Here is a 17,995-nt window from a genome sequence, read left to right as displayed (position 1 = left end):
CGATTTCAGGTGGTTGCTGAATATGACACGGCGATGATCCGGTCGGACTAAGCTCGCCCGCAGCGCACCGAGTTGAGATGTATTCGTGCGCTTGTTCCCCATATGTGCGACTCCCCCCGTCGATCTGTTTCAGAGGGCCTACATGGTGAGTGTTCAATCCCCGCCCGGGCGCCGCGAACTTCCTTACGCGCGCGTGCTGTTGCTGCCCGCCATAGTGATGGCCGCGGCGACCGGAGCCGCCGTCGCCGTGGTGACCGAGCCGGCCCGCGCGGCTGTCGGTTGGTGCGGCGCCGTCGCCACGCTCCTGGTGATCGCGACGGCGGCCGAAGCGGTACGACGCGGCCGAGCCCTGCGGAACCAGCGCGAGGAGAGCGGCCGTCACACTGCGTATCTGGAACGGCGGGTCTCCCTGCACGAACAGGAGATGCTCCGCTTCGCTCACGAGATCGCACCCGCCGCGCTCCAGCGGATGCGGGCCGGGAATTCCCCCGGAGAGGTGATTCGCCAACTCCGCGACATCGACCCCTCCTACGGCGAACTCCCTCAAGGACAGGTGCGGCTGCTGAAGACGGTGCTCGACATCATCGACCGCGAGGAAGCCATCCGGGACTCCTCGCAGCGCTCCTTCGTCGACGTCGCCCGCCGCGTCCAGGCGATCGTGCACCAACAGGCCAAGGAACTCCGGGAGATGGAGGAGGACCACGGCCGCAACCCGGAGGTCTTCGACGACCTCCTGCGCATCGACCACGGCACCGCGCTGATCGGCCGCCTCGCCGACTCCGTCGCGGTGCTCGGCGGCGGCCGCCCCGGCCGTCAGTGGCCGGCCCCGGTGACCCTCTACAGCACCCTGCGCGGCGCCATGTCCCGCATCCTGGAGTACCGGCGCATCTCGCTGGACTCCATCGCCCACGTCAACATCCGCGGCATCTCCGTCGAGCCGGTCATCCACGCCTGCGCCGAACTCCTCGACAACGCCACGCGCTACTCGCCGCCGCAGACCAAGGTGCACGTCACCGCCACCGAGGTGCAGACCGGCATCGCCATCGAGATCGAGGACGCCGGTGTCAGCCTCAGCGAGGAGGCCCGCGCCAAGACCGAGGCCATGCTGGAGCGCGCCAAGGCCGGCGTCGACCTCCAGGACCTCGGCGAGAACCCGCGCCTGGGCCTCGCCGTCGTGGGCCGCCTGTGCAAGGCGTACGACATGCAGATCTCGCTGCGTTCCTCGGCGTACGGCGGTGTCCGCGCCGTCCTCGTCGTGCCGCGCGTGATGATGACCACCGACCCCGCGCCCGGCCTCGCCCACGGCGTCGGCGCCACCGGCTCGCCCAGGCCCGAACTCGGCGCGCTCGAAGGTCCCAAGCGCGCGCCGAAGAAGCGGCGCCCCACCAGTCCGCGCATCCCGGCCGGCGTGTCCATGGAGGACGAGGTCCCCGAGGTCACCGAATGGACCGCCAACGGCCTGCCGCAGCGCCGCAGTCGGGTCAAGACCCCGCTCAGCCAGCGGCTCGCCGAACAGGCCGCCATCGAACGGGCCGAGCGGGAGGGCAACCCGACCGTCTGGTCCACGCCCAAGGCCGAGCCCGAGCCGGAGAAGAAGGACGAACCCGAACCCGGCCTGTGGGTCGAGGCGTTCTGGGACGGACTCAAGGGCATGCCGGACCCGTTCGACACCCCCCAGCCGACCAACGAGCCGGCCCGAGTTGAGGCCGACGACGAGAGGGACCCCAAGTGATCCAGCAGCGAGCCAACTTCGACTGGATGCTCAAGGACCTCGCCGACGGGGTACCGGGCATCGAGATGATCGTGGTGCTCTCCGCCGACGGCCTGCGCATCGCTCGCTACGGCGGTGATCCGGACGCGGCCGACCGCGTCGCCGCGGCCTGCGCGGGACTCCAGAGCCTGGCGGGTGCCGTGGCCCAGGAGATCCCGGACAGCGACGGCCGGATGAAGCTGGTCATCATCGAGATCAACGGCGGCTACTTCTACCTGATGGCCGCGGGCGCCAACGCCTACCTCGCGGTCCTCTCCGACGTGGTCGCCGAACCCGGACTGATGAGCAACCGCATGCGTGACCTCGTCGTGCGCATCGGAGCCCACCTCACCAGTCCGCCCAGGCGCAACGGGCAGACCGTATGACTCCTCCGCAACGCCGACGGCGACATCCCAAGGAAGAACCGCCCCTCAAACCCAAAGAGGTCATCGAGAGCAGGCAGGGCGGCGGCGAGGGCGAACAGAGCGGCGAGGGCAAGCAGGGTGACGAGAAGGCGCCGGAACGGCTGTACGTGGTCGCCGGACGGGACGGCGAGCGCGCCGACCTCGACCTCGTCACCCTCATCGTGGCGCACTCCGACCCGTCGCCCTCCTCGACGCCCGAGCAGACGACGATGCTCCGGCTCTGTTCCGCCCCGCTCTCGGTGGCCGAGCTCTCGGCGTATCTCAGGCTGCCGTTCAGCGTGGTGACCGTGCTGCTCACCGAGATGCTGACGGCCGAGCTGGTGGTGGCGCGCGCCCCGATCGTCCGGCAGGCGCTCCCCGACCGTTCCCTCCTCGAAGCGGTGATGCATGGACTTCAAAGGCTCTGACACCGTCCCCGGCCCGCGCACCGAGGACCATCTGCCGCACACGGCCCAGGCCGCGGCGAAGATCGTGATCGTGGGCGGCTTCGGAGTCGGCAAGACGACCATGGTCGGCTCGGTCAGCGAGATCAGGCCGCTGACCACCGAGGAGACCATGACGCAGGCCGGCGTCGGGGTCGACGACAACTACGGCTCCGAGTCCAAGACGGCCACCACCGTCGCCATGGACTTCGGCCGCATCAGCATCACCGAGAAGCTGGTGCTGTACCTCTTCGGCACACCGGGCCAGGAGCGCTTCTGGTTCCTTTGGAACGGGCTGTTCGAGGGTGCGCTGGGCGCGGTCGTGCTGATCGACACCCGCCGCCTGGAGGTCAGCTTCGACGTCATAGGGCGACTGGAGGAGCGTGGTGTGCCGTTCGTCGTCGCCGTCAACTCCTTCCCGGACGGGCCCCGTTACCCCGTGGCGGATCTGCGCGCCGCGCTCGACCTGGCGGAGGAGATCCCGATCATCGAGTGCGATGTGCGCCGCCGGGCGTCCAGCCGGGACGTCCTGATGACCCTCATGCGCTTCCTGCACTCGATGGCCATGACGGGCGCCCTCACCTGACCCCCCGATTCAGCCCGACCTCCCAGACAACGGATCCCCTTCGGAGCGACCACCGTGACGCCTGAACCCCACTCCCTCACCGGTACGGACGACCCCACGCTCGGCCCGCCGCCCGGCTGTCCCGCCCACAACCGCGGCCCCGGGGGACTGCACCGGCTCTACGGTCCCGAGGCGGAGGACCTGGCCTCCCTGTACGAGCAATTGCGCGAGGAACACGGCCCGGTGGCGCCCGTGCTGCTCCACGACGACGTGCCGATGTGGGTGGTGCTCGGGCACACCGAGAACCTCCATGTGGTGCGTACGCCCTCGCAGTTCTGCCGGGACAGCCGCATCTGGTCCCCGCTCCAGGAGGGCATGGTCAAGCCCGACCACCCGCTGATGCCGCACATCGCCTGGGAGCCCATCTGCTCCTACGCGGAGGGCGACGAACACCTGCGGCTGCGCGGCGCGGTCACCGGCGCCATCTCGACCATCGACCACCGCGGCACCCGCCGGCACATCAACCGCGCCACCCAGCGCCTGGTCAACCAGTTCTGCGAGACCGGCCACGCCGACCTCGTCAGCGACTTCGCCGAGCACCTGCCGATGGCCGTGATGTGCGAGATCCTCGGCATGCCCGAGGAGTACAACGACCGGATGGTGCAGGCCACCCGCGACATGCTCAGGGGCACCGAGACCGCGATCGCCAGCCACGGCTACGTCCTCGGCGCACTGCAACGGCTGACCGTACGCCGGCGACAGCAGCCCGAGGAGGACTTCGCCAGCCAGCTCATCGGCCACCCGGCCAGGCTCACCGACGACGAGGTCACCAAGCACCTCTGGGTCGTCCTCATGGCCGCGTACGAGGCCACCGTCAACCTCATCGCCAACGTGCTGCGCATGGTGCTGACCGACCCGCGCTTCCGGGCCCAACTCAGCGGCGGCCAGATGACGGTGCAGGAAGCGGTCGAGCAGTCCCTGTGGGACGAGCCGCCGTTCAGCACCGTCTTCGCCTACTACGCCAAGCACGACACGGAGTTGGGCGGTCAGCGCATCCGCAAGGGCGACGGACTCCTCTTCGGCGTCGCGCCGGGCAACGTCGACCCGCGCGTCCGTCCCGACCTCCGCGCCAACATGCAGGGCAACCGGTCCCATCTCGCCTTCGGCGGCGGCCCGCACGAGTGCCCGGGGCAGGACATCGCGCGTGGTATCGCCGTCACCGGCGTGGACGCGCTGCTGATGCGTCTGCCGGACGTCCAACTCGACTGCGACGAGGAGGACTTGACCTGGACGCACTCGATCGCCTCGCGGCACCTGGTGGAACTGCCGGTCTACTTCGACCCGAAGCCGCCGCAGGACATCATGCAGAAGCCGGGCCACGCTCCCGTCCCGCCGCAGCGCGCCAACTGGCAGGTCGGCACCACGCACACCGAGCCGTCGACTCCCGTGGCGGCGGCGCCGGTCGTGGAACCGCGGCCGGTCGCTCCGCCGCCGCAGCCGGCGCCCGCGCCGACGCCGGAACGCGTCCAGCGGCTGAGCGCCTGGCAGCGCTTCCTGCGCTGGTGGCGCGGCGGCTACTGACCGTCCTGGCCGGGCGGCTTCTGACGGTCCCGGTCGTCCCAATCGCCGTACGAGGACCAGGCTTCGAGCGTGCGCGTGCTCCGCAGCCGGTGCTCGACCCCCGTGACCGGATCGGTGAACTCCAGTGCCCGCGCCAGCAGTTGGAGCGGGCGCCGGAAGTCGCCGGCCGGCACGGGGTCGGCCACGTCGGGGTAGAGCGGGTCGCCGAGAATGGGTACGCCGAGCCGGTTCATGTGGACGCGTAGCTGATGCGTCTGTCCCGTGGCGGGCAGCAGCCGGTACCGCGCGATCCCGTGTTCCTTCCGCCGCTCCACGAGTTCGACGCGGCTCACGGCGTTGGGCTCGCCGTCGACCTCGTAGGCGGCCAGCACCCCTCGCTCCTTGACGATCCGACTGCGCACGGTTCGAGGGAGCTCGAGCCCGGGATCGTACGGAGCCACCGCCTCGTACTCCTTGCGCACCAGCTTGTCGCGGAACAGCGACTGATACGCCCCGCGGTCCTCCGGCCGCACCGTGAACAGCACCAGCCCGGCGGTGAGCCGGTCCAGCCGGTGCGCGGCACCCAGCGCCGGGATGCCCAACTCCCGGCGCAGTCGCGCCAACGCGGTCTCGGTGACGTGGCTGCCGCGCGGGGTGGTGGCCAGGAAGTGCGGCTTGTCGGCGACGACGAGGTGCTCGTCCCGGTACACGACGTCCAGCGTGAACGGCACGGGCACCTCGGCGGGCAACTCCCGGTGGAACCACACGAACATCCCCGGCACGTACGCGGCTTCCGGCGCCACGGCCCGCCCGTCGACCCCGACGACCTCCCCCGCGTCGAACATCCCGTCGACGACCCCCGCCCCGGCACCGCTCAGCCGCTCGACGAGGTACCCGCGCACGGTGGCCCAGGTTCCTTCCTGGGGCAGCTTCACGCGCACCGGGTCGACGCCCTGGCGTTGGGGGAGGGGGGAGGGGGGAATGCGGGGTTTGCGTTTCATCAGGGGGTCAGCGTACGAGGAGCGGGAGCGCATTCGGGATCAGGCGTACGGGGGCTGGCCGGCGCGCAGGGGACCCAGCGCCCGGTACGCGATCGGCAGGGCGAGCGCCACAAGGAGTCCGCTCGCCCACAGGGGGCCACGGTCTCCGGCCGGGGTGTCGAGGGTCGTCGCGGCGAGGAGGGGGCCGACGGCCGCGCCGACGTTGAGGGCGGCGGTGGCGTAGGAACCGGCCATGGTGGGGGCGCCGGTCGCTTCGTACAGGACGCGGGTAATGAGGGTGGCGCCCAGCGCGAACGAGAGCGCGCCCTGTACGAGGACCAGGGGGAGCAGGGCGGCGGGCCGGTCGGCGAGCAGGGCCAGGGCCGGCCAGCCGATGAGGAGCAGGGGTCCGCCGACCGCGAGGACCGCGCCCGGACGTCGGTCGGACAGCCGTCCCGCGAGGGTGACACCGGCGAGGGAGCCGATGCCGAAGAGGACCAGGACGACGGAGATCCACAGTCGGCCGAGGCCCGCGGTGTCGGTCACGACGGGGGCGAGGAAGGTGAAGCTGCCGAAGGTCGCCGCGTTGACCAGGGCGCCGAGCAGCATGACGAGGACCAGCCGCGGACGCGTGAGCTGCGCGAGCTCCGAACGCAGGGCGGGAGCGGGGGACTTGGCTCCCTGTTCGGCGTCCCGTTCGGCTTTCTGATCGGCTTCCTGTGACGTGTGCGCCGGGATGCCTTTGAGGATGCCGACGGCCGCGGGTACGCAGAGCGCGGCGACGGCCCAGAACGTGGCCCGCCACCCGAGGAACGTACCGAGGAGCGATCCGCCCGGGACTCCGGCGATCGTGGCCACGGTCGTTCCGGAGAGCAGCACGGCGAGGGCGCGGCCCTTCTGGGCGGGCGGGACGAGGGCGGCCGCGGTGGTGAGGGCCACGGCGAGGAAGCCGGCGTTGGCGAGGGCGGCGATGACGCGGGTGACGAGGAGGAGGGGGAAGCCGGTGGTGGCGCCGCCAGTGGTGGCGCCTACGGCGTGGGCCGCCGCGAACACCAGGACGAACCCGAACAGGCAGGCGCGCGGCGGCCAGTTGCGGGAGGCCGCGGCCATGAGCGGGGCGCCGACGGCCATGCCGACCGCGAAGGCCGAGGTGAGCGCGCCGGCCGCACCGACCGTCACACCGAGGTCCGAGGCGATGTCCGGCAACAGTCCGGCGAGCATGAACTCCGAGGTACCCATGGCGAAGACGGCCAGGGCGAGCAGATACAGGGACAGATACGAGGGGCGAGGCATCGAGTTGCTCCGAGGTGAGGAGAGGCGCGAAAGGAGACGTCTCGTCACCGCGGTCAGCACCCGGCGAAGGGCATGCCGCGTCGTCGTCGACCGGTACCAGGGCGGATGCCGGTACCAGGACCAGGACTACGGATTCAGTGGCTGCGGGGGCTGACGGCGTGACCGAAAGCCCCCACCTTGGATGCCTCGGGGCTCGACATGTGCCGCAGGCTACCCGGCTTGCGTCCCTCCGAGCACCTCGGTTTCGGGGGCCGCGGATCCGGATGCCTGGGGCTGCGCGCCCACCCGCTGCCGTCCCGCGATCCGCCATGCCCAGCCCAGGCCGACGGTGACCGCGAGGAACAGCACCGTGAACCACTGGAAGTACCAATGCCCACCCGCCGGGTCGTACACCGCCGCCCGTGGCCATGCCAGGTTGATCGTCATCAGGAGGCCGTAGACGAGGGCGAGGGCGTTGATCGGGATGCCCCAGCGGCCCAGGGAGAAGAGTTTCGCGCCCTTCTCGTCGGTGCCGTCCGTCGTGAACTCGCCGCGTAGGCGGCGGAGGAGGAGGGGGCCCGTGACCATCGCGTAGGCCAGGTACAGCATCACGATGCAGGTGGTGCCGATGGCCAGGAAGGCTTCGGGGGAGGAGAAGTTGAGGAGGAGCAGGGCTGCTGCCAGGACGCCTACCACCAGGGCCGGGGCGCTGGGCATGCCGGTGCGGGGGTTGACCTGGGACAGGCGGGCGGCGAAGGGGAGTTGGCCGTCGCGGGCCATGGAGAAGAGCATGCGGCAGGCCGCCGTCTGGATGGCGAGGGTGGCCACCGCGATCGCCACGACCACGTCGGCGAGCAGGACCTTGCCGAAGCCGTCGCCGAGGCTGCTGGTGAGGACGTAGCTCAGGCCGTCGACCGAGAGCCGGCCGTCGGTGAGGCTGGGGGCGGCGAGCAGGCCGCCGAGGACGATCAGGCCGCCCAGCAGACCCGCGGCGCCGAGCGCGGTGAGGATCGTGCGGGGTGCCGTGCGGCGGGGGTCGCGGGTCTCCTCGCTCATCTCGCCCGCGCTGTCGAAGCCGATCATCACGTACGCCGCCGTGAACGAGCCCACCGCCAGCGCCCCGAACAGGCCCGACTGCGCCGCGCCCGTGGTGTGGAAGGTGATGCTCGGGGTGCGCTCGGAGTGGGTGAGCAGCAGGACGACGATGAGGACCGCGCCGATGATCTCCGCGGTCACGCCGACCCGGTTGATCAGGGACATCACGCGGTTGTCGAGGATGTTCACCAGCGTGGTGAGCACCAGCAGGATCACGCCGAGCACGGCCGCGTTGGCCGCGCCGTCCGCCGAGGTCGGGGCGGGGTCGGTGCCGATCAGCTGGAAGCCCGACCAGATCGCCGGCAGCACCATCTGGAGCGCGAGGGCCGCGGCGGCCACCACCACGATCTGTCCGATCACCATGATCCAGCCGGCGAACCAGCCGAAGGTGAGGTTCGACAGGCGCGAGGACCACTGGTAGATCGCGCCGGAGATCGGATAGCGCGCGGCCAGTTCGGCGAAGCAGGCGGCCACCAGCAGCTGGCCGACCAGGACCACCGGCCAGGCCCAGAAGAAGACGGGGCCGCCGAACGCGTACCCGAAGGCGAAGAACTGGAAGACGGTCGTCAGGACCGAGATGAAGGAGAAGCCCGCCGCGAAGGAGGCGTACCGGCCGAGGCTGCGGTGCAGTTCCTGGCGGTAGCCGAACTCGGCGAGGGAGTGGTCGTCGGGGGAGTGCGGCGGGTCGGGGCGTACGTCGGAGGGGACGGTTGTCGTCACGGCGGCACCTGCCTTCGGCGCGGGAGCGGAGTGTGGCGCGGGGGTCCTGTCGGCGACAGGGCGTGCGGAGTTCCTGTCAGGCGACAGAAATTAGGGAGGGGCTGTTTCGTACGCGTCACGCGGCCGTGTCCGCGGCGGGCCCAAGTCCTCACGCCCTTGCGTCATCCCTCGGATCGCGATACATCGTGTATTGACGGTTGGTGCTACTCGCGATATGTTCTGCTCCGAATATTCGACCTCGTGTGTATGAGGTCGGTGGCCGGATCGAGGGGACCGTCATGGCGGTGAAGCGCCGCAAGCTCAGCAATCCGCTCGCGCTCGCCGTGCTGGTGACCCTCTGGCAGAAGCCGATGCATCCGTACGAGATCGCCCAGACCCTGCGCCGTCAGGGCAAGGACACCAGCACGAAGATCAACTACGGCTCGCTCTACACGGTCGTGCAGAGCCTGGAGAAGCACGGCTTCGTCGAGGTCACCGACGTGGAGCGGCAGGGCAACCGGCCCGAGCGCACGGTCTACGGGCTCACCGGGGCCGGGCGCGTGGAGATGACCGAGTGGCTGTCGGACCTGGTGGCAGTCCCGGTCAAGGAGTACCCGATCTTCGAGACCGCGCTGTCGCTGATCGGCGCGCTGCCCCCCGACGACGCGGTCCGGTTGCTCGAAGAGCGGCTGCACAGCCTCGACGTGGAGGTGGCGAGCGGGCGGGCGGCGCTGGCGAAGCTCTGCGAGACGCTGCCGCGGATCTTTCTCGTCGAGGTCGAATACCAACTGCACATGGTCGAGGCGCAGGCGGAGTGGGTCCGCGGTCTCCTGGAGGAGATCGAGAAGGGCTCGCTGTCCGGCGTCGAGGGGTGGCGCCACTTCCACGAAACGGGGGATGTGCCACCGGAGTTCACGTAGACGAGAAGAACCCCGACAGGGCTGTTGGAGCAGCTCCGCCGGGGTCTCGAACCCCGAATTGACTCCGCCGTGCGGCGAGCCAGGCGATCGAGGTGCGGCACACCCAGGATAGCCCGGCGCTCTTGGCACGCGTGGACGGACGGTTCGGTCCTCATCCGCTCACTCAGGAGAGCTGTCGTCATGAGTCCCACCCCGTCGGGCCCTGCCCGTACGATTCCCACCCGCGCGCCCGCCGTCGAGGCGCGTCAGCTGATCAAGACCTATCCCGGCGACGTCACCGCCCTCAACGGCATGGACGTCACCGTCGAACCCGGCACCGTCTTCGGGCTCCTCGGGCCGAACGGCGCCGGCAAGTCCACCACCGTCAAGATCCTCACCACCCTGGCCCGCCCCGACTCGGGCACCGCCACGGTCGCCGGCCACGATGTGCTGCGTCACCCGGACCGGGTGCGCCGCGCGATCGGTGTGGTCGCCCAGAGCTCCGGCGCCGATCCGGTCGCCACGGGCCGCGAGAACCTCCAACTGCAGGGCAGGCTCTACGGGTTGAGGGGCGGCGGCCTCAACAGCCGCGTCGACGAGCTGCTCGACCGGTTCGGCCTCGCCGACGCCGCCCGGCGTCCCGTCAAGGGCTACTCCGGCGGCATGCGGCGCCGCCTCGACGTGGCGCTCGGCCTGGTGCACCGGCCCGAGGTGCTGTTCCTCGACGAGCCCACCACCGGCCTGGATCCCGAGGCCCGCACCGCGATGTGGGACGAGATCGGCCGGCTGGCCGGCGAGGAGGGGCTGACCATCCTGCTCACCACGCACTATCTGGAGGAGGCCGACCGGCTCGCCGAGCGCATCGCCATCGTCGACCGCGGTCGGGTCGTCGTCGAGGGCACCCCGGACTCCCTCAAGGGCGAACTTCGTGGCGACGCCGTCCACTTGGAGGTGCGCGAGGCGGTCGGCGAAGCCGGTCGTACGCTCCTCGGCGGCGCCCTGCGCCAAGTGCCGGGCGTGCACGAGGTATTGGTCGACGGGCGCCGCATCAGCGTCCGTGCCGACGACGGAGCGGCCGCCGTACCCGCCCTGCTCGCGGCCCTGGAGCGGGCCGGCGTCGGCGTCGCCGCCGCGACCGTCGCCCGGCCCTCCCTCGACGACGTCTACCTGCGTTACGCGGGCCGCCGTTACTCCGAGGCCGACGCCGGAACCGACCAGCCCCTCGTCCTCGCCGGAGGTGCGCGATGAGCACGGCCGTCTCCCAGACCTGGTACATGACGCAGCGTCAACTCATGGTGTTCGCACGGCAGCCCGCGTACGCGATCATCACCCTGATCCAGCCGGTGATCTGGCTGTTCCTGTTCGGCGGCCTCTTCAAGAACGTCGTCGAGCTGGGCGGCTTCGGGACCACCTCCTACCTCGACTACCTGGTCCCGGGTGTGGTGGTGATGAGCGCGCTCAGCTCCAACATGTGGGCCGGCATGGGCACGTTGGAGGAGATCCAGCGGGGCACGCTCAACCGCTTCCTGACCACACCGGTCAGCCGGGCCGCCCTGATGAACGGCAATGTCGTCAACAACGGCCTGGTCACCGCGTTCCAGTCGGTGGTCATCGTGCTGCTGGGCCTGCTCGGCGGCGCCGACTACCCGGGCGGCGTGGGCGGTGTCGCGGTCCTGGTGATCGCCTCGGTGCTGCTCGGCACGGTGTTCGGGGCGCTGTCCAACGCGCTGGGCATGCTGGTGCGGGAGCGGGAGTCGATCATCGGGATCAACACCTTCCTGCTGCTGCCGCTGACGTTCCTGTCGAGCGCCTTCATGACGCCGTCCCAGATGCCCGGCTGGATGCGGCACGTCGCCGACTTCAACCCGCTCGACTGGGCGATGGTCGCGGGCCGTTCGGCACTGTCCCGTCAACAGGACTGGAGTGTCGTGCTCAGCCGCGGGGGTGCGCTGCTGGCGCTCGCGGTGGTGGCGGTGTGGCTGTCGATCCGGACGTTCAGGTCCTACCAGCGGTCGGTGTGACCACGCGCTGATGTGACCGCGCGCCGATGTGATCACGCGCTGGTGTGACCACACGCCGAAGCGGCGGCACCCCGAGAGGTGCCGCCGCTTCACATGCCTCACGTGGCCGAAGAACTCACACGGCCGAAGACCCTCACGCGGCCGAGCTCGCCGCGCCCTCCTGCTCCGCCTCGATGCGCGCGTTCCACTCACGCTTGGAGGCCTGCCAGCCGTCCTCGTTGTGGCCGAGCCGCCAGTAACCCGAGATCGACAGGTCCTCGCGGGGGATCTCCAGGTCGCAACGGAGCAGCTGGCGCAGCTCTTTGACGAAGTGCGCCTCGCCATGGACGAAGGCGTGCACCCGGCCCTCCGGGAACGTCAGCGCCCGTACCGCGTCGAGAAGGGGTTCGCCGACCGGGCGGTCGCCGCGGTGCAGCCAGACGACCTCCACGTCGGAGTCGATCTTCTGCTCCTCCTCGGGGCCGGAGATCTCCACGAACGCGTGGGCGACCGCACCGGCGGGCAGCGCCTCCAGGGAGCGGGCGATCGCGGGCAACGCGCTCTCGTCACCGACGAGCAGATGCCAGTCGGCCTCCGGGTTGGGCGCGTAGGCACCACCGGGGCCCATGAAGCGCACCTTCTCGCCCGGCTGGACGTTCGCCGCCCACGGGCCGGCCAGGCCCTCGTCGCCGTGCACCACGAAGTCCAGCGTCAGCTCAAGGTGTTCGGGGTCCCAGGCGCGCACGGTGTAGGTCCGGGTCACCGGCCACTGCTCACGGGGGAACTCCGCGCGGATCCGCTCAAGGTCGAAAGGCTCGGGATAAGTGGCGCCACCGGTCGGGAACAGGAGCTTCACGTAATGGTCGGTGCAGGTGTCGGCCGCGAACACGGCCAGTTCCTCGCCGCCGAGCACCACGCGCTGCATGTGCGGGCTGAGCCGTTCGGTGCGGACGACCTGCGCGGTGTGGGGCTTCCGCGGCTTCCGAGCCGGGCGTTCTGCCATGGCGGCCTCCCTGTTCCCTTGCTTAGGTAAACCTAAGTTAGCATCTCTCCCCTACTTAACACCCCTTGCCTGAGAGGTTACTGAGACCGACACGCAGAGCTTTACTCTCTCTAAATGAGAGGCTGAGTCGCTGATATGAGAACCAGGCTTACGACGCTGCCCGTCCGGATCATGCTCCGAGGGCGGCGAGCGGTCAGGCCCCGAGGGTGACGAGCAGCCGGTGCAGCGAGCCGCCCAGCCCCCAGCGCGCCGCCAGCTCATCCAGCGCCGCCGGGTCGCGCGGGGTGTGCGGCAGGGCCGTGTCGACCGCGGGCAGCGGCACGTCGTCGGCGACCTTGACCACCGTCGGAGCCACCGCCACGTAGGGGCGCGACTCGTCCAGGCGCTTGCGCTGCGACGGCGTGAGCTTCGCCTTCGGGTCGTCCACCGCGGCCATGATCCCGGCCAGGTCACCGAACTCGGCGAGCAGCTTGGAGGCCGTCTTCTCGCCGATGCCCGGCACGCCCGGCAGACCGTCGCTCGGGTCACCGCGCAGGGTCGCCAGATCCGCGTACCCACGGCCGTCGACGCCGTACTTCTCGCGCAGCCACGCCTCGTCGGTGAGCTGGAGCATGCCGACGCCCTTGAGGGGGTACAGCACGCGCACCCCCCGCTCGTCGTCGACCAGTTGGTAGAGGTCGCGGTCGCCGGTGACGATGTCGACCGGGCCCTTCGCGAGCGCGGTGAACGTGCCGATCACGTCGTCCGCCTCGTACCGCGCGACGCCCACGCGCGCGATGCCGAGCGCGTCCAGGACGTCCTCGATGATCGGGACCTGCGGCGAGAGCGTGTCCGGGATCTCCTCCGCGTCCGGTCCCGCCTCGACCTCCTCGGCGACCCGGTGCGCCTTGTAGGAAGGGATCAGGTCGACGCGCCACTGGGGGCGCCAGTCCGCGTCCATGCACGCCACGAGCTGATCGGGGCGGTGGTCCTTGACCAGGCGGTCGATGAATTCGAGGAGCCCGCGCACGGCGTTCACCGGCGTTCCGTCCGGGGCCTTCACGGACTCCGGGACGCCGAAGTAGGCGCGGAAGTAGAGCGAGGCGGTGTCGAGGAGCATCAGTCGTCCGGTCACGCCTCGCATCATGCCGCACCGCACTGACACTCACCCGTCACCGGGCCCCGCATGGCAGTTGTAAACGAGTTGTGAACTGGCCCACTGAGGCGTTTGACCCGCCCCGACCAGGGCAGGCGCCGCCTCGGAGCGATGCCAAGTGCACATACGACTGTTTGCGGCCCGTCGTCTCCTGTTCCCTTGCCCCGAGAGACGAGAGGTACGCGTGTCAGCCACGCTAGAGGCAGAGCATCTCTACAAGGTGTTCGGCAGACGACCCGACGAGGCGCTACGGCGGCTCGAGGACGGCGCCGACCGGGAGGAGCTGCGTGCGGAGGGCACCACCGCCGCCGTCATCGACGCCTCCTTCACGGTGGAACCCGGCCAGATCTTCGTCGTGATGGGTCTGTCCGGATCCGGCAAGTCCACCCTGCTCAGGATGCTCAACGGCCTCCTCGAGCCGACCGCGGGACAGGTCCGCTTCGACGGACAGGACCTCACCGGACTCTCCGACCGCGACCTGCGCGCCGTCCGGGCCCGGAAGATCAGCATGGTCTTCCAGCACTTCGCGCTCTTCCCGCACCGCAGCGTCGTCGAGAACGCCGCCTACGGTCTGGCCGTGCAGGGCGTGCCCCGCGCCGAGCGCGAGCGTCGCGCCGGCGAGGCGCTCGCCCTGTGCGGTCTGGCCGGCTGGGAGAAGTCCTGGCCCGACGAGCTGTCCGGCGGCATGCAGCAGCGCGTGGGCCTGGCCCGCGCGCTCGCCACGGACGCCGACCTGCTGCTGATGGACGAGTCGTTCAGCGCGCTCGACCCGCTGATCCGCCGGGACATGCAGGACCAACTGCTCCAGCTCCAGCAGTCGTTGAAGAAGACGATCGTCTTCATCACGCACGACCTCAACGAGGCCATGCGGCTGGGCGACCGCATCGCCGTCATGCGCGACGGACGCATCGTCCAGACCGGCACCGCGGAGGACATCCTCGTCCGGCCCGCCGACGACTACGTCGCCTCCTTCACCAAGGACGTCGACCGCTCCCGCGTGCTCACCGCCTCGGCCGTGATGGACACGGACGTGCGCGGCGACGAGGCCGACTGCGGCTGTGCGACCGAGAGCGAGTGCCGGACCGTGACGCCCGACACGCCCTTCACCGAACTCTGCGCGCTCAGCGCCCTGTTGACGCATCCGGTGGCCGTCGTGGACGCGGAACGGCAACTCGTCGGAGTGGTCAGGCAGTCGCGCTTGGTCGGCTTCCTCGGCAACGAGGAGGTGGCCCGTGCCTAGGATCCCTCTCGGCGACTGGGTCAACGACGCGGTCGACTGGCTGCTCAATCACGTCTCCTGGCTCTTCGACTTCCTCAAGACCGTCTTCACGGGCACCTACGACGGCATCAACGCCGTCCTCCAAGCGCCTCAACCCCTGCTCCTTGCAGGCATCTTCGCGGTCCTCGCGTTCTGGCTGCGCGGCACGACCGCCGGTCTGCTCACCTTCGTGGGATTCGCCTTCATCGACTCCCTCGAACTGTGGGACGACGCGATGGTGACCCTCTCCCTCGTCCTGGTCGCCACGATCATCGCGCTCGTGATCTCCGTGCCGGTGGGCATCTGGGCCGCGCGCTCCGACCGGGTCAGCGGGATCGTCCGGCCCGTCCTGGACTTCATGCAGACGCTGCCCGCGATGATCTACCTCATCCCGGCGATCCTGTTCTTCGGCACCGGCGCCTCCGCGGGCATCGTCGCGACCCTGATCTTCGCGCTCGCCCCCGGCGTGCGCATGACGGAACTGGGCATCCGGCAGGTCGACAAGGAACTGGTCGAGGCGGCCGACGCGTTCGGCACCACACCCCGCGACACGCTCCTGCGCGTCCAGCTGCCGCTCGCGCTGCCGACCGTCATGGCCGGCGTCAACCAGGTCATCATGCTCGGCCTGTCCATGGCCGCGATCGCCGGCATGGTCGGCACCGGCGGCCTCGGCGGCGACGTCAACGAGGCCATCGGCCAGCTCAACGTCGGCCTCGGATCCGAAGCGGGCGTCGCCATCGTCATCCTCGCGATCTACCTGGACCGGATGACCGGCGCCCTGGGCACCCAGGTCTCCCCGCTGGGCCGCCGCGCCGCCGCCAAGGCCCGTGCCGCGCAGAGCGGCCTGAAGATCTGGTCGTACCGGCCGAGCCCCCAGATCGCCGTGGTCGGCGTCGTCGTCCTCGCCCTGGTGGCGGGCGGCATGGGGATCTTCGGCGGCAAGTCGGACGGCACCGCGGTCGCCGACGGCAACGATGTCGGCCAGGGCAAGAAGCTCAGCATCGGCTACATCCCCTGGGACGAGGGCGTCGCCTCCACCTTCCTGTGGAAGGAGATCCTGGAGCAGCGCGGCTACCAGGTCGACGCCAAGCAGTTCGACGCGGGCCCGCTCTACACCTCGCTCGCGCAGGGCAGCGTCGACTTCGAGACCGACTCCTGGCTGCCGACCACCCACGCGCAGTACTGGAAGAAGTACGGCAGCAAGCTCGACGACCTGGGGGCCTGGTACGACCAGACCTCCCTGGAGCTGAGCGTCCCGGCATACATGAAGGACGTCAACTCCCTGGCCGACCTCAAGGGCAAGGCGTCGACCTTCGGCGGGAAGATCACCGGTATCGAGTCCAGCGCCGGCGAGATGGCCCTGCTCAAGAGCAAGGTCCTGGGGGAGTACGGCCTCGACAAGGAGTACAAGGTCGTCGACAGCTCCACGCCCGCCATGCTGGCCGAGCTGAAGCGCGCGTACAGCAAGCAGGAGCCGATCGTCGTCACGCTCTGGTCGCCGCACTGGGCGTACAACGACTACAAGTTGAAGAAGCTCAAGGACCCCAAGGGCGCCTGGGGCGAGGGCGACGGGGTGCACACCCTCTCCCGCAAGGGGTTCGCGGACGAGAACCCGACCGTCGGCAAGTGGCTGAAGGACTTCAAGCTCACCGAGAAGCAACTCACCAGCCTCGAAGCCGAGATCAACAAGGCGGGCAAGGGCAAGCAGCAGGACGCCGTGCGCACCTGGCTGAAGGACCAGCCCGGCCTCGTCGACAAGTTGGCCCCGGTGCAGAAGACCAAGGCCGCGGCCGAGACCAAGCGCGCGATCGACGTGGCCTGGTTCCCGTGGGACGAGGACATCGCCGTCACCTACCTCTGGAAGAACGTCCTGGAGAAGCGCGGCTACAAGCTCAACCTCAAGCAGATGGACGTCGGCCCGGTCTACACGGGTCTCGCCTCCGGTGACCTCGACCTCAACTTCGACGCCTGGCTGCCGTACGCGCAGCAGAACTACTGGGACAAGAGCAAGGACAGACTCAAGGACCTGGGCACCTGGTACGAGCCGACCTCCCTGGAGGTCGCCGTGCCCTCGTACGTCAAGGGCATCAACTCCTACGAGGACCTCAAGGGCAAGGCCGACCTCTTCGACGGGAGGATCATCGGCATCGAACCGGGCACCGGCGAGATGAACCTGCTCAAGACGAAGGTGCTGCCGGGCTACGGCCTGGACAAGGAGTACGAGGTCGTCGACGGCTCCACACCGGCGATGCTGGCCGAGCTCAAGCGCGCCTACGCCAAGAAGCAGCCCGTCGCCGTCGTCCTGTGGTCGCCGCACTGGGCGTACAGCCAGTACGACCTCACCAAGCTGAAGGACGACAAGAAGCTCTTCGGCGAGGGCAACACCATCCGGACCATCTCGAACGGGAAGTTCCCGGGCGAATACCCCCAGCTCACCAGCTGGATCAAGAATTTCCACATGACCGAGCCCGAACTGGGCAGCCTGGAGAGCGAGATCAACGAGCACGGCCAGGGTCATGAGCAGGAGGCGGTCGCCGCCTGGCTCAAGGACCACCCGGACATGGTGGACCGGATGACCCCGCGGTAGCGGCCGTCCCGGCACCCCCGAGGGGTGGGCCTCCCCACGCGACCTGACAGCGTGTGGTGGGGTCCACCCCTCGGGTCGTCTCCGGCGCGCATATGCCAACGGCTACCAAAAGAATCCGGCCAATCACATAGCGCTACTACCCTGTCCGAGGAGGGAACATGGGGGACCTTTCGGGCATTGAACTATGAGGTGGCGGTTGCTTACGGGATCTCATCCACTGGCGAGAGTTGGCGCATTGACCGCACGAAGTGTTTACGGGTATGTGACGGCCGCATGAAACAGTTTGCCGAACCTGCGTAAGGTGCAGAGAACTCTTCAGGAGCACAGAGAACTCTTCAGAAGCTA

15 protein-coding genes are annotated in these 17,995 nt (G+C 69.6%); 10 read left to right on the top strand and 5 right to left on the bottom strand.

Going from position 1 to position 17,995, the window contains the following annotated elements:
• Positions 1-142 precede the first annotated feature (142 nt).
• The 5 genes from ACWD5F_RS21505 to ACWD5F_RS21485 are packed head-to-tail and all read left to right on the top strand — an operon-like array spanning position 143 to position 4,743.
• A complete protein-coding gene (locus ACWD5F_RS21505) occupies positions 143-1,732 on the top strand; it encodes a sensor histidine kinase (protein WP_451256370.1) in 1,590 nt (529 codons plus the stop codon).
• Positions 1,729-2,136, top strand: coding sequence for a roadblock/LC7 domain-containing protein (locus ACWD5F_RS21500; protein ID WP_124002712.1), 408 nt, complete (start codon positions 1,729-1,731; stop codon positions 2,134-2,136). Before ACWD5F_RS21505 ends, ACWD5F_RS21500 begins: the two co-directional genes overlap by 4 nt.
• The gene (locus tag ACWD5F_RS21495; RefSeq protein ID WP_451256368.1) at positions 2,133-2,582 is read left to right on the top strand and encodes a DUF742 domain-containing protein; all 450 of its coding nucleotides are present in this window, start codon (positions 2,133-2,135) and stop codon (positions 2,580-2,582) included. Before ACWD5F_RS21500 ends, ACWD5F_RS21495 begins: the two co-directional genes overlap by 4 nt.
• Positions 2,563-3,183, top strand: coding sequence for a GTP-binding protein (locus ACWD5F_RS21490; RefSeq protein ID WP_401724957.1), 621 nt, complete (start codon positions 2,563-2,565; stop codon positions 3,181-3,183). The genes ACWD5F_RS21495 and ACWD5F_RS21490 overlap by 20 nt, the downstream gene beginning before the upstream one ends.
• Before the next feature lie 54 nt (positions 3,184-3,237).
• Positions 3,238-4,743 (top strand): cytochrome P450, encoded by a 1,506-nt coding sequence (locus ACWD5F_RS21485; RefSeq protein ID WP_451256366.1) that lies wholly within the window; start codon positions 3,238-3,240, stop codon positions 4,741-4,743.
• Here ACWD5F_RS21485 and ACWD5F_RS21480 read toward each other — a convergent pair.
• The 3 genes from ACWD5F_RS21480 to ACWD5F_RS21470 all read right to left on the bottom strand — a co-directional run bounded on the left by ACWD5F_RS21480 (position 4,737) and on the right by ACWD5F_RS21470 (position 8,789).
• Complete coding sequence (locus ACWD5F_RS21480; RefSeq protein WP_451256364.1) at positions 4,737-5,723, bottom strand: RluA family pseudouridine synthase; 987 nt, start codon at positions 5,721-5,723, stop codon at positions 4,737-4,739. The genes ACWD5F_RS21485 and ACWD5F_RS21480 overlap by 7 nt on opposite strands.
• Positions 5,724-5,762: 39 nt before the next feature.
• Entirely contained in the window at positions 5,763-6,995 is a 1,233-nt protein-coding gene (locus tag ACWD5F_RS21475; protein ID WP_451256362.1) for a Cmx/CmrA family chloramphenicol efflux MFS transporter, read from the bottom strand.
• 210 nt (positions 6,996-7,205) lie between these two features.
• Complete coding sequence (locus ACWD5F_RS21470; protein WP_451256360.1) at positions 7,206-8,789, bottom strand: amino acid permease; 1,584 nt, start codon at positions 8,787-8,789, stop codon at positions 7,206-7,208.
• Positions 8,790-9,067: 278 nt separating this feature from the next.
• Between ACWD5F_RS21470 and ACWD5F_RS21465 the strand changes: the two genes are divergently transcribed.
• The 3 genes from ACWD5F_RS21465 (at position 9,068) to ACWD5F_RS21455 (ending at position 11,688) form a co-directional block, all read left to right on the top strand.
• On the top strand, positions 9,068-9,688 hold the full coding sequence (locus ACWD5F_RS21465) for a PadR family transcriptional regulator (protein WP_451256358.1): 621 nt from the start codon (positions 9,068-9,070) through the stop codon (positions 9,686-9,688).
• Positions 9,689-9,868: 180 nt separating this feature from the next.
• Positions 9,869-10,915 (top strand): ATP-binding cassette domain-containing protein, encoded by a 1,047-nt coding sequence (locus ACWD5F_RS21460; protein ID WP_451256356.1) that lies wholly within the window; start codon positions 9,869-9,871, stop codon positions 10,913-10,915.
• Entirely contained in the window at positions 10,912-11,688 is a 777-nt protein-coding gene (locus tag ACWD5F_RS21455; RefSeq protein WP_401724966.1) for an ABC transporter permease, read from the top strand. The genes ACWD5F_RS21460 and ACWD5F_RS21455 overlap by 4 nt, the downstream gene beginning before the upstream one ends.
• Positions 11,689-11,821: 133 nt before the next feature.
• Here the strand turns inward: ACWD5F_RS21455 and ACWD5F_RS21450 are convergent, their stop codons facing one another.
• Both ACWD5F_RS21450 and ACWD5F_RS21445 read right to left on the bottom strand, forming a co-directional pair.
• Positions 11,822-12,670 carry a siderophore-interacting protein gene (locus ACWD5F_RS21450; protein WP_401724967.1) on the bottom strand — a complete coding sequence of 283 codons (849 nt, stop codon included), beginning with the start codon at positions 12,668-12,670 and terminating at the stop codon, positions 11,822-11,824.
• A 193-nt stretch (positions 12,671-12,863) separates the two neighbouring features.
• Complete coding sequence (locus ACWD5F_RS21445; RefSeq protein WP_451256767.1) at positions 12,864-13,793, bottom strand: 5'-3' exonuclease; 930 nt, start codon at positions 13,791-13,793, stop codon at positions 12,864-12,866.
• A 196-nt stretch (positions 13,794-13,989) separates the two neighbouring features.
• On the opposite strand from ACWD5F_RS21445, the gene ACWD5F_RS21440 reads away from it, so the two are divergent.
• Both ACWD5F_RS21440 and ACWD5F_RS21435 read left to right on the top strand, forming a co-directional pair.
• Complete coding sequence (locus tag ACWD5F_RS21440) at positions 13,990-15,045, top strand: quaternary amine ABC transporter ATP-binding protein (protein WP_451256354.1); 1,056 nt, start codon at positions 13,990-13,992, stop codon at positions 15,043-15,045.
• Entirely contained in the window at positions 15,038-17,650 is a 2,613-nt protein-coding gene (locus ACWD5F_RS21435; RefSeq protein ID WP_451256352.1) for an ABC transporter permease/substrate binding protein, read from the top strand. Before ACWD5F_RS21440 ends, ACWD5F_RS21435 begins: the two co-directional genes overlap by 8 nt.
• Positions 17,651-17,995: the final 345 nt, after the last annotated feature.

The organism is Streptomyces sp. NPDC002499, assembly GCF_053595415.1.
Note: the sequence above shows the minus strand (reverse complement) of the source record. Positions and strands in the feature narration are given on the sequence as shown.

Bases quoted from the DNA above. Each gene is read 5' to 3' on its own strand.
- ACWD5F_RS21490 (WP_401724957.1), top strand. From the start codon at position 2,563: ATGGACTTCAAAGGCTCTGACACCGTCCCCGGCCCGCGCACCGAGGAC.
- ACWD5F_RS21505 (WP_451256370.1), top strand. From the start codon at position 143: ATGGTGAGTGTTCAATCCCCGCCCGGGCGCCGCGAACTTCCTTACGCG.
- ACWD5F_RS21460 (WP_451256356.1), top strand. From the start codon at position 9,869: ATGAGTCCCACCCCGTCGGGCCCTGCCCGTACGATTCCCACCCGCGCG.
- ACWD5F_RS21495 (WP_451256368.1), top strand. From the start codon at position 2,133: ATGACTCCTCCGCAACGCCGACGGCGACATCCCAAGGAAGAACCGCCC.
- ACWD5F_RS21465 (WP_451256358.1), top strand. From the start codon at position 9,068: ATGGCGGTGAAGCGCCGCAAGCTCAGCAATCCGCTCGCGCTCGCCGTG.
- ACWD5F_RS21475 (WP_451256362.1), bottom strand. From the start codon at position 6,995: ATGCCTCGCCCCTCGTATCTGTCCCTGTATCTGCTCGCCCTGGCCGTC.
- ACWD5F_RS21445 (WP_451256767.1), bottom strand. From the start codon at position 13,793: ATGCGAGGCGTGACCGGACGACTGATGCTCCTCGACACCGCCTCGCTC.
- ACWD5F_RS21455 (WP_401724966.1), top strand. From the start codon at position 10,912: ATGAGCACGGCCGTCTCCCAGACCTGGTACATGACGCAGCGTCAACTC.
- ACWD5F_RS21480 (WP_451256364.1), bottom strand. From the start codon at position 5,723: ATGAAACGCAAACCCCGCATTCCCCCCTCCCCCCTCCCCCAACGCCAG.
- ACWD5F_RS21450 (WP_401724967.1), bottom strand. From the start codon at position 12,670: ATGGCAGAACGCCCGGCTCGGAAGCCGCGGAAGCCCCACACCGCGCAG.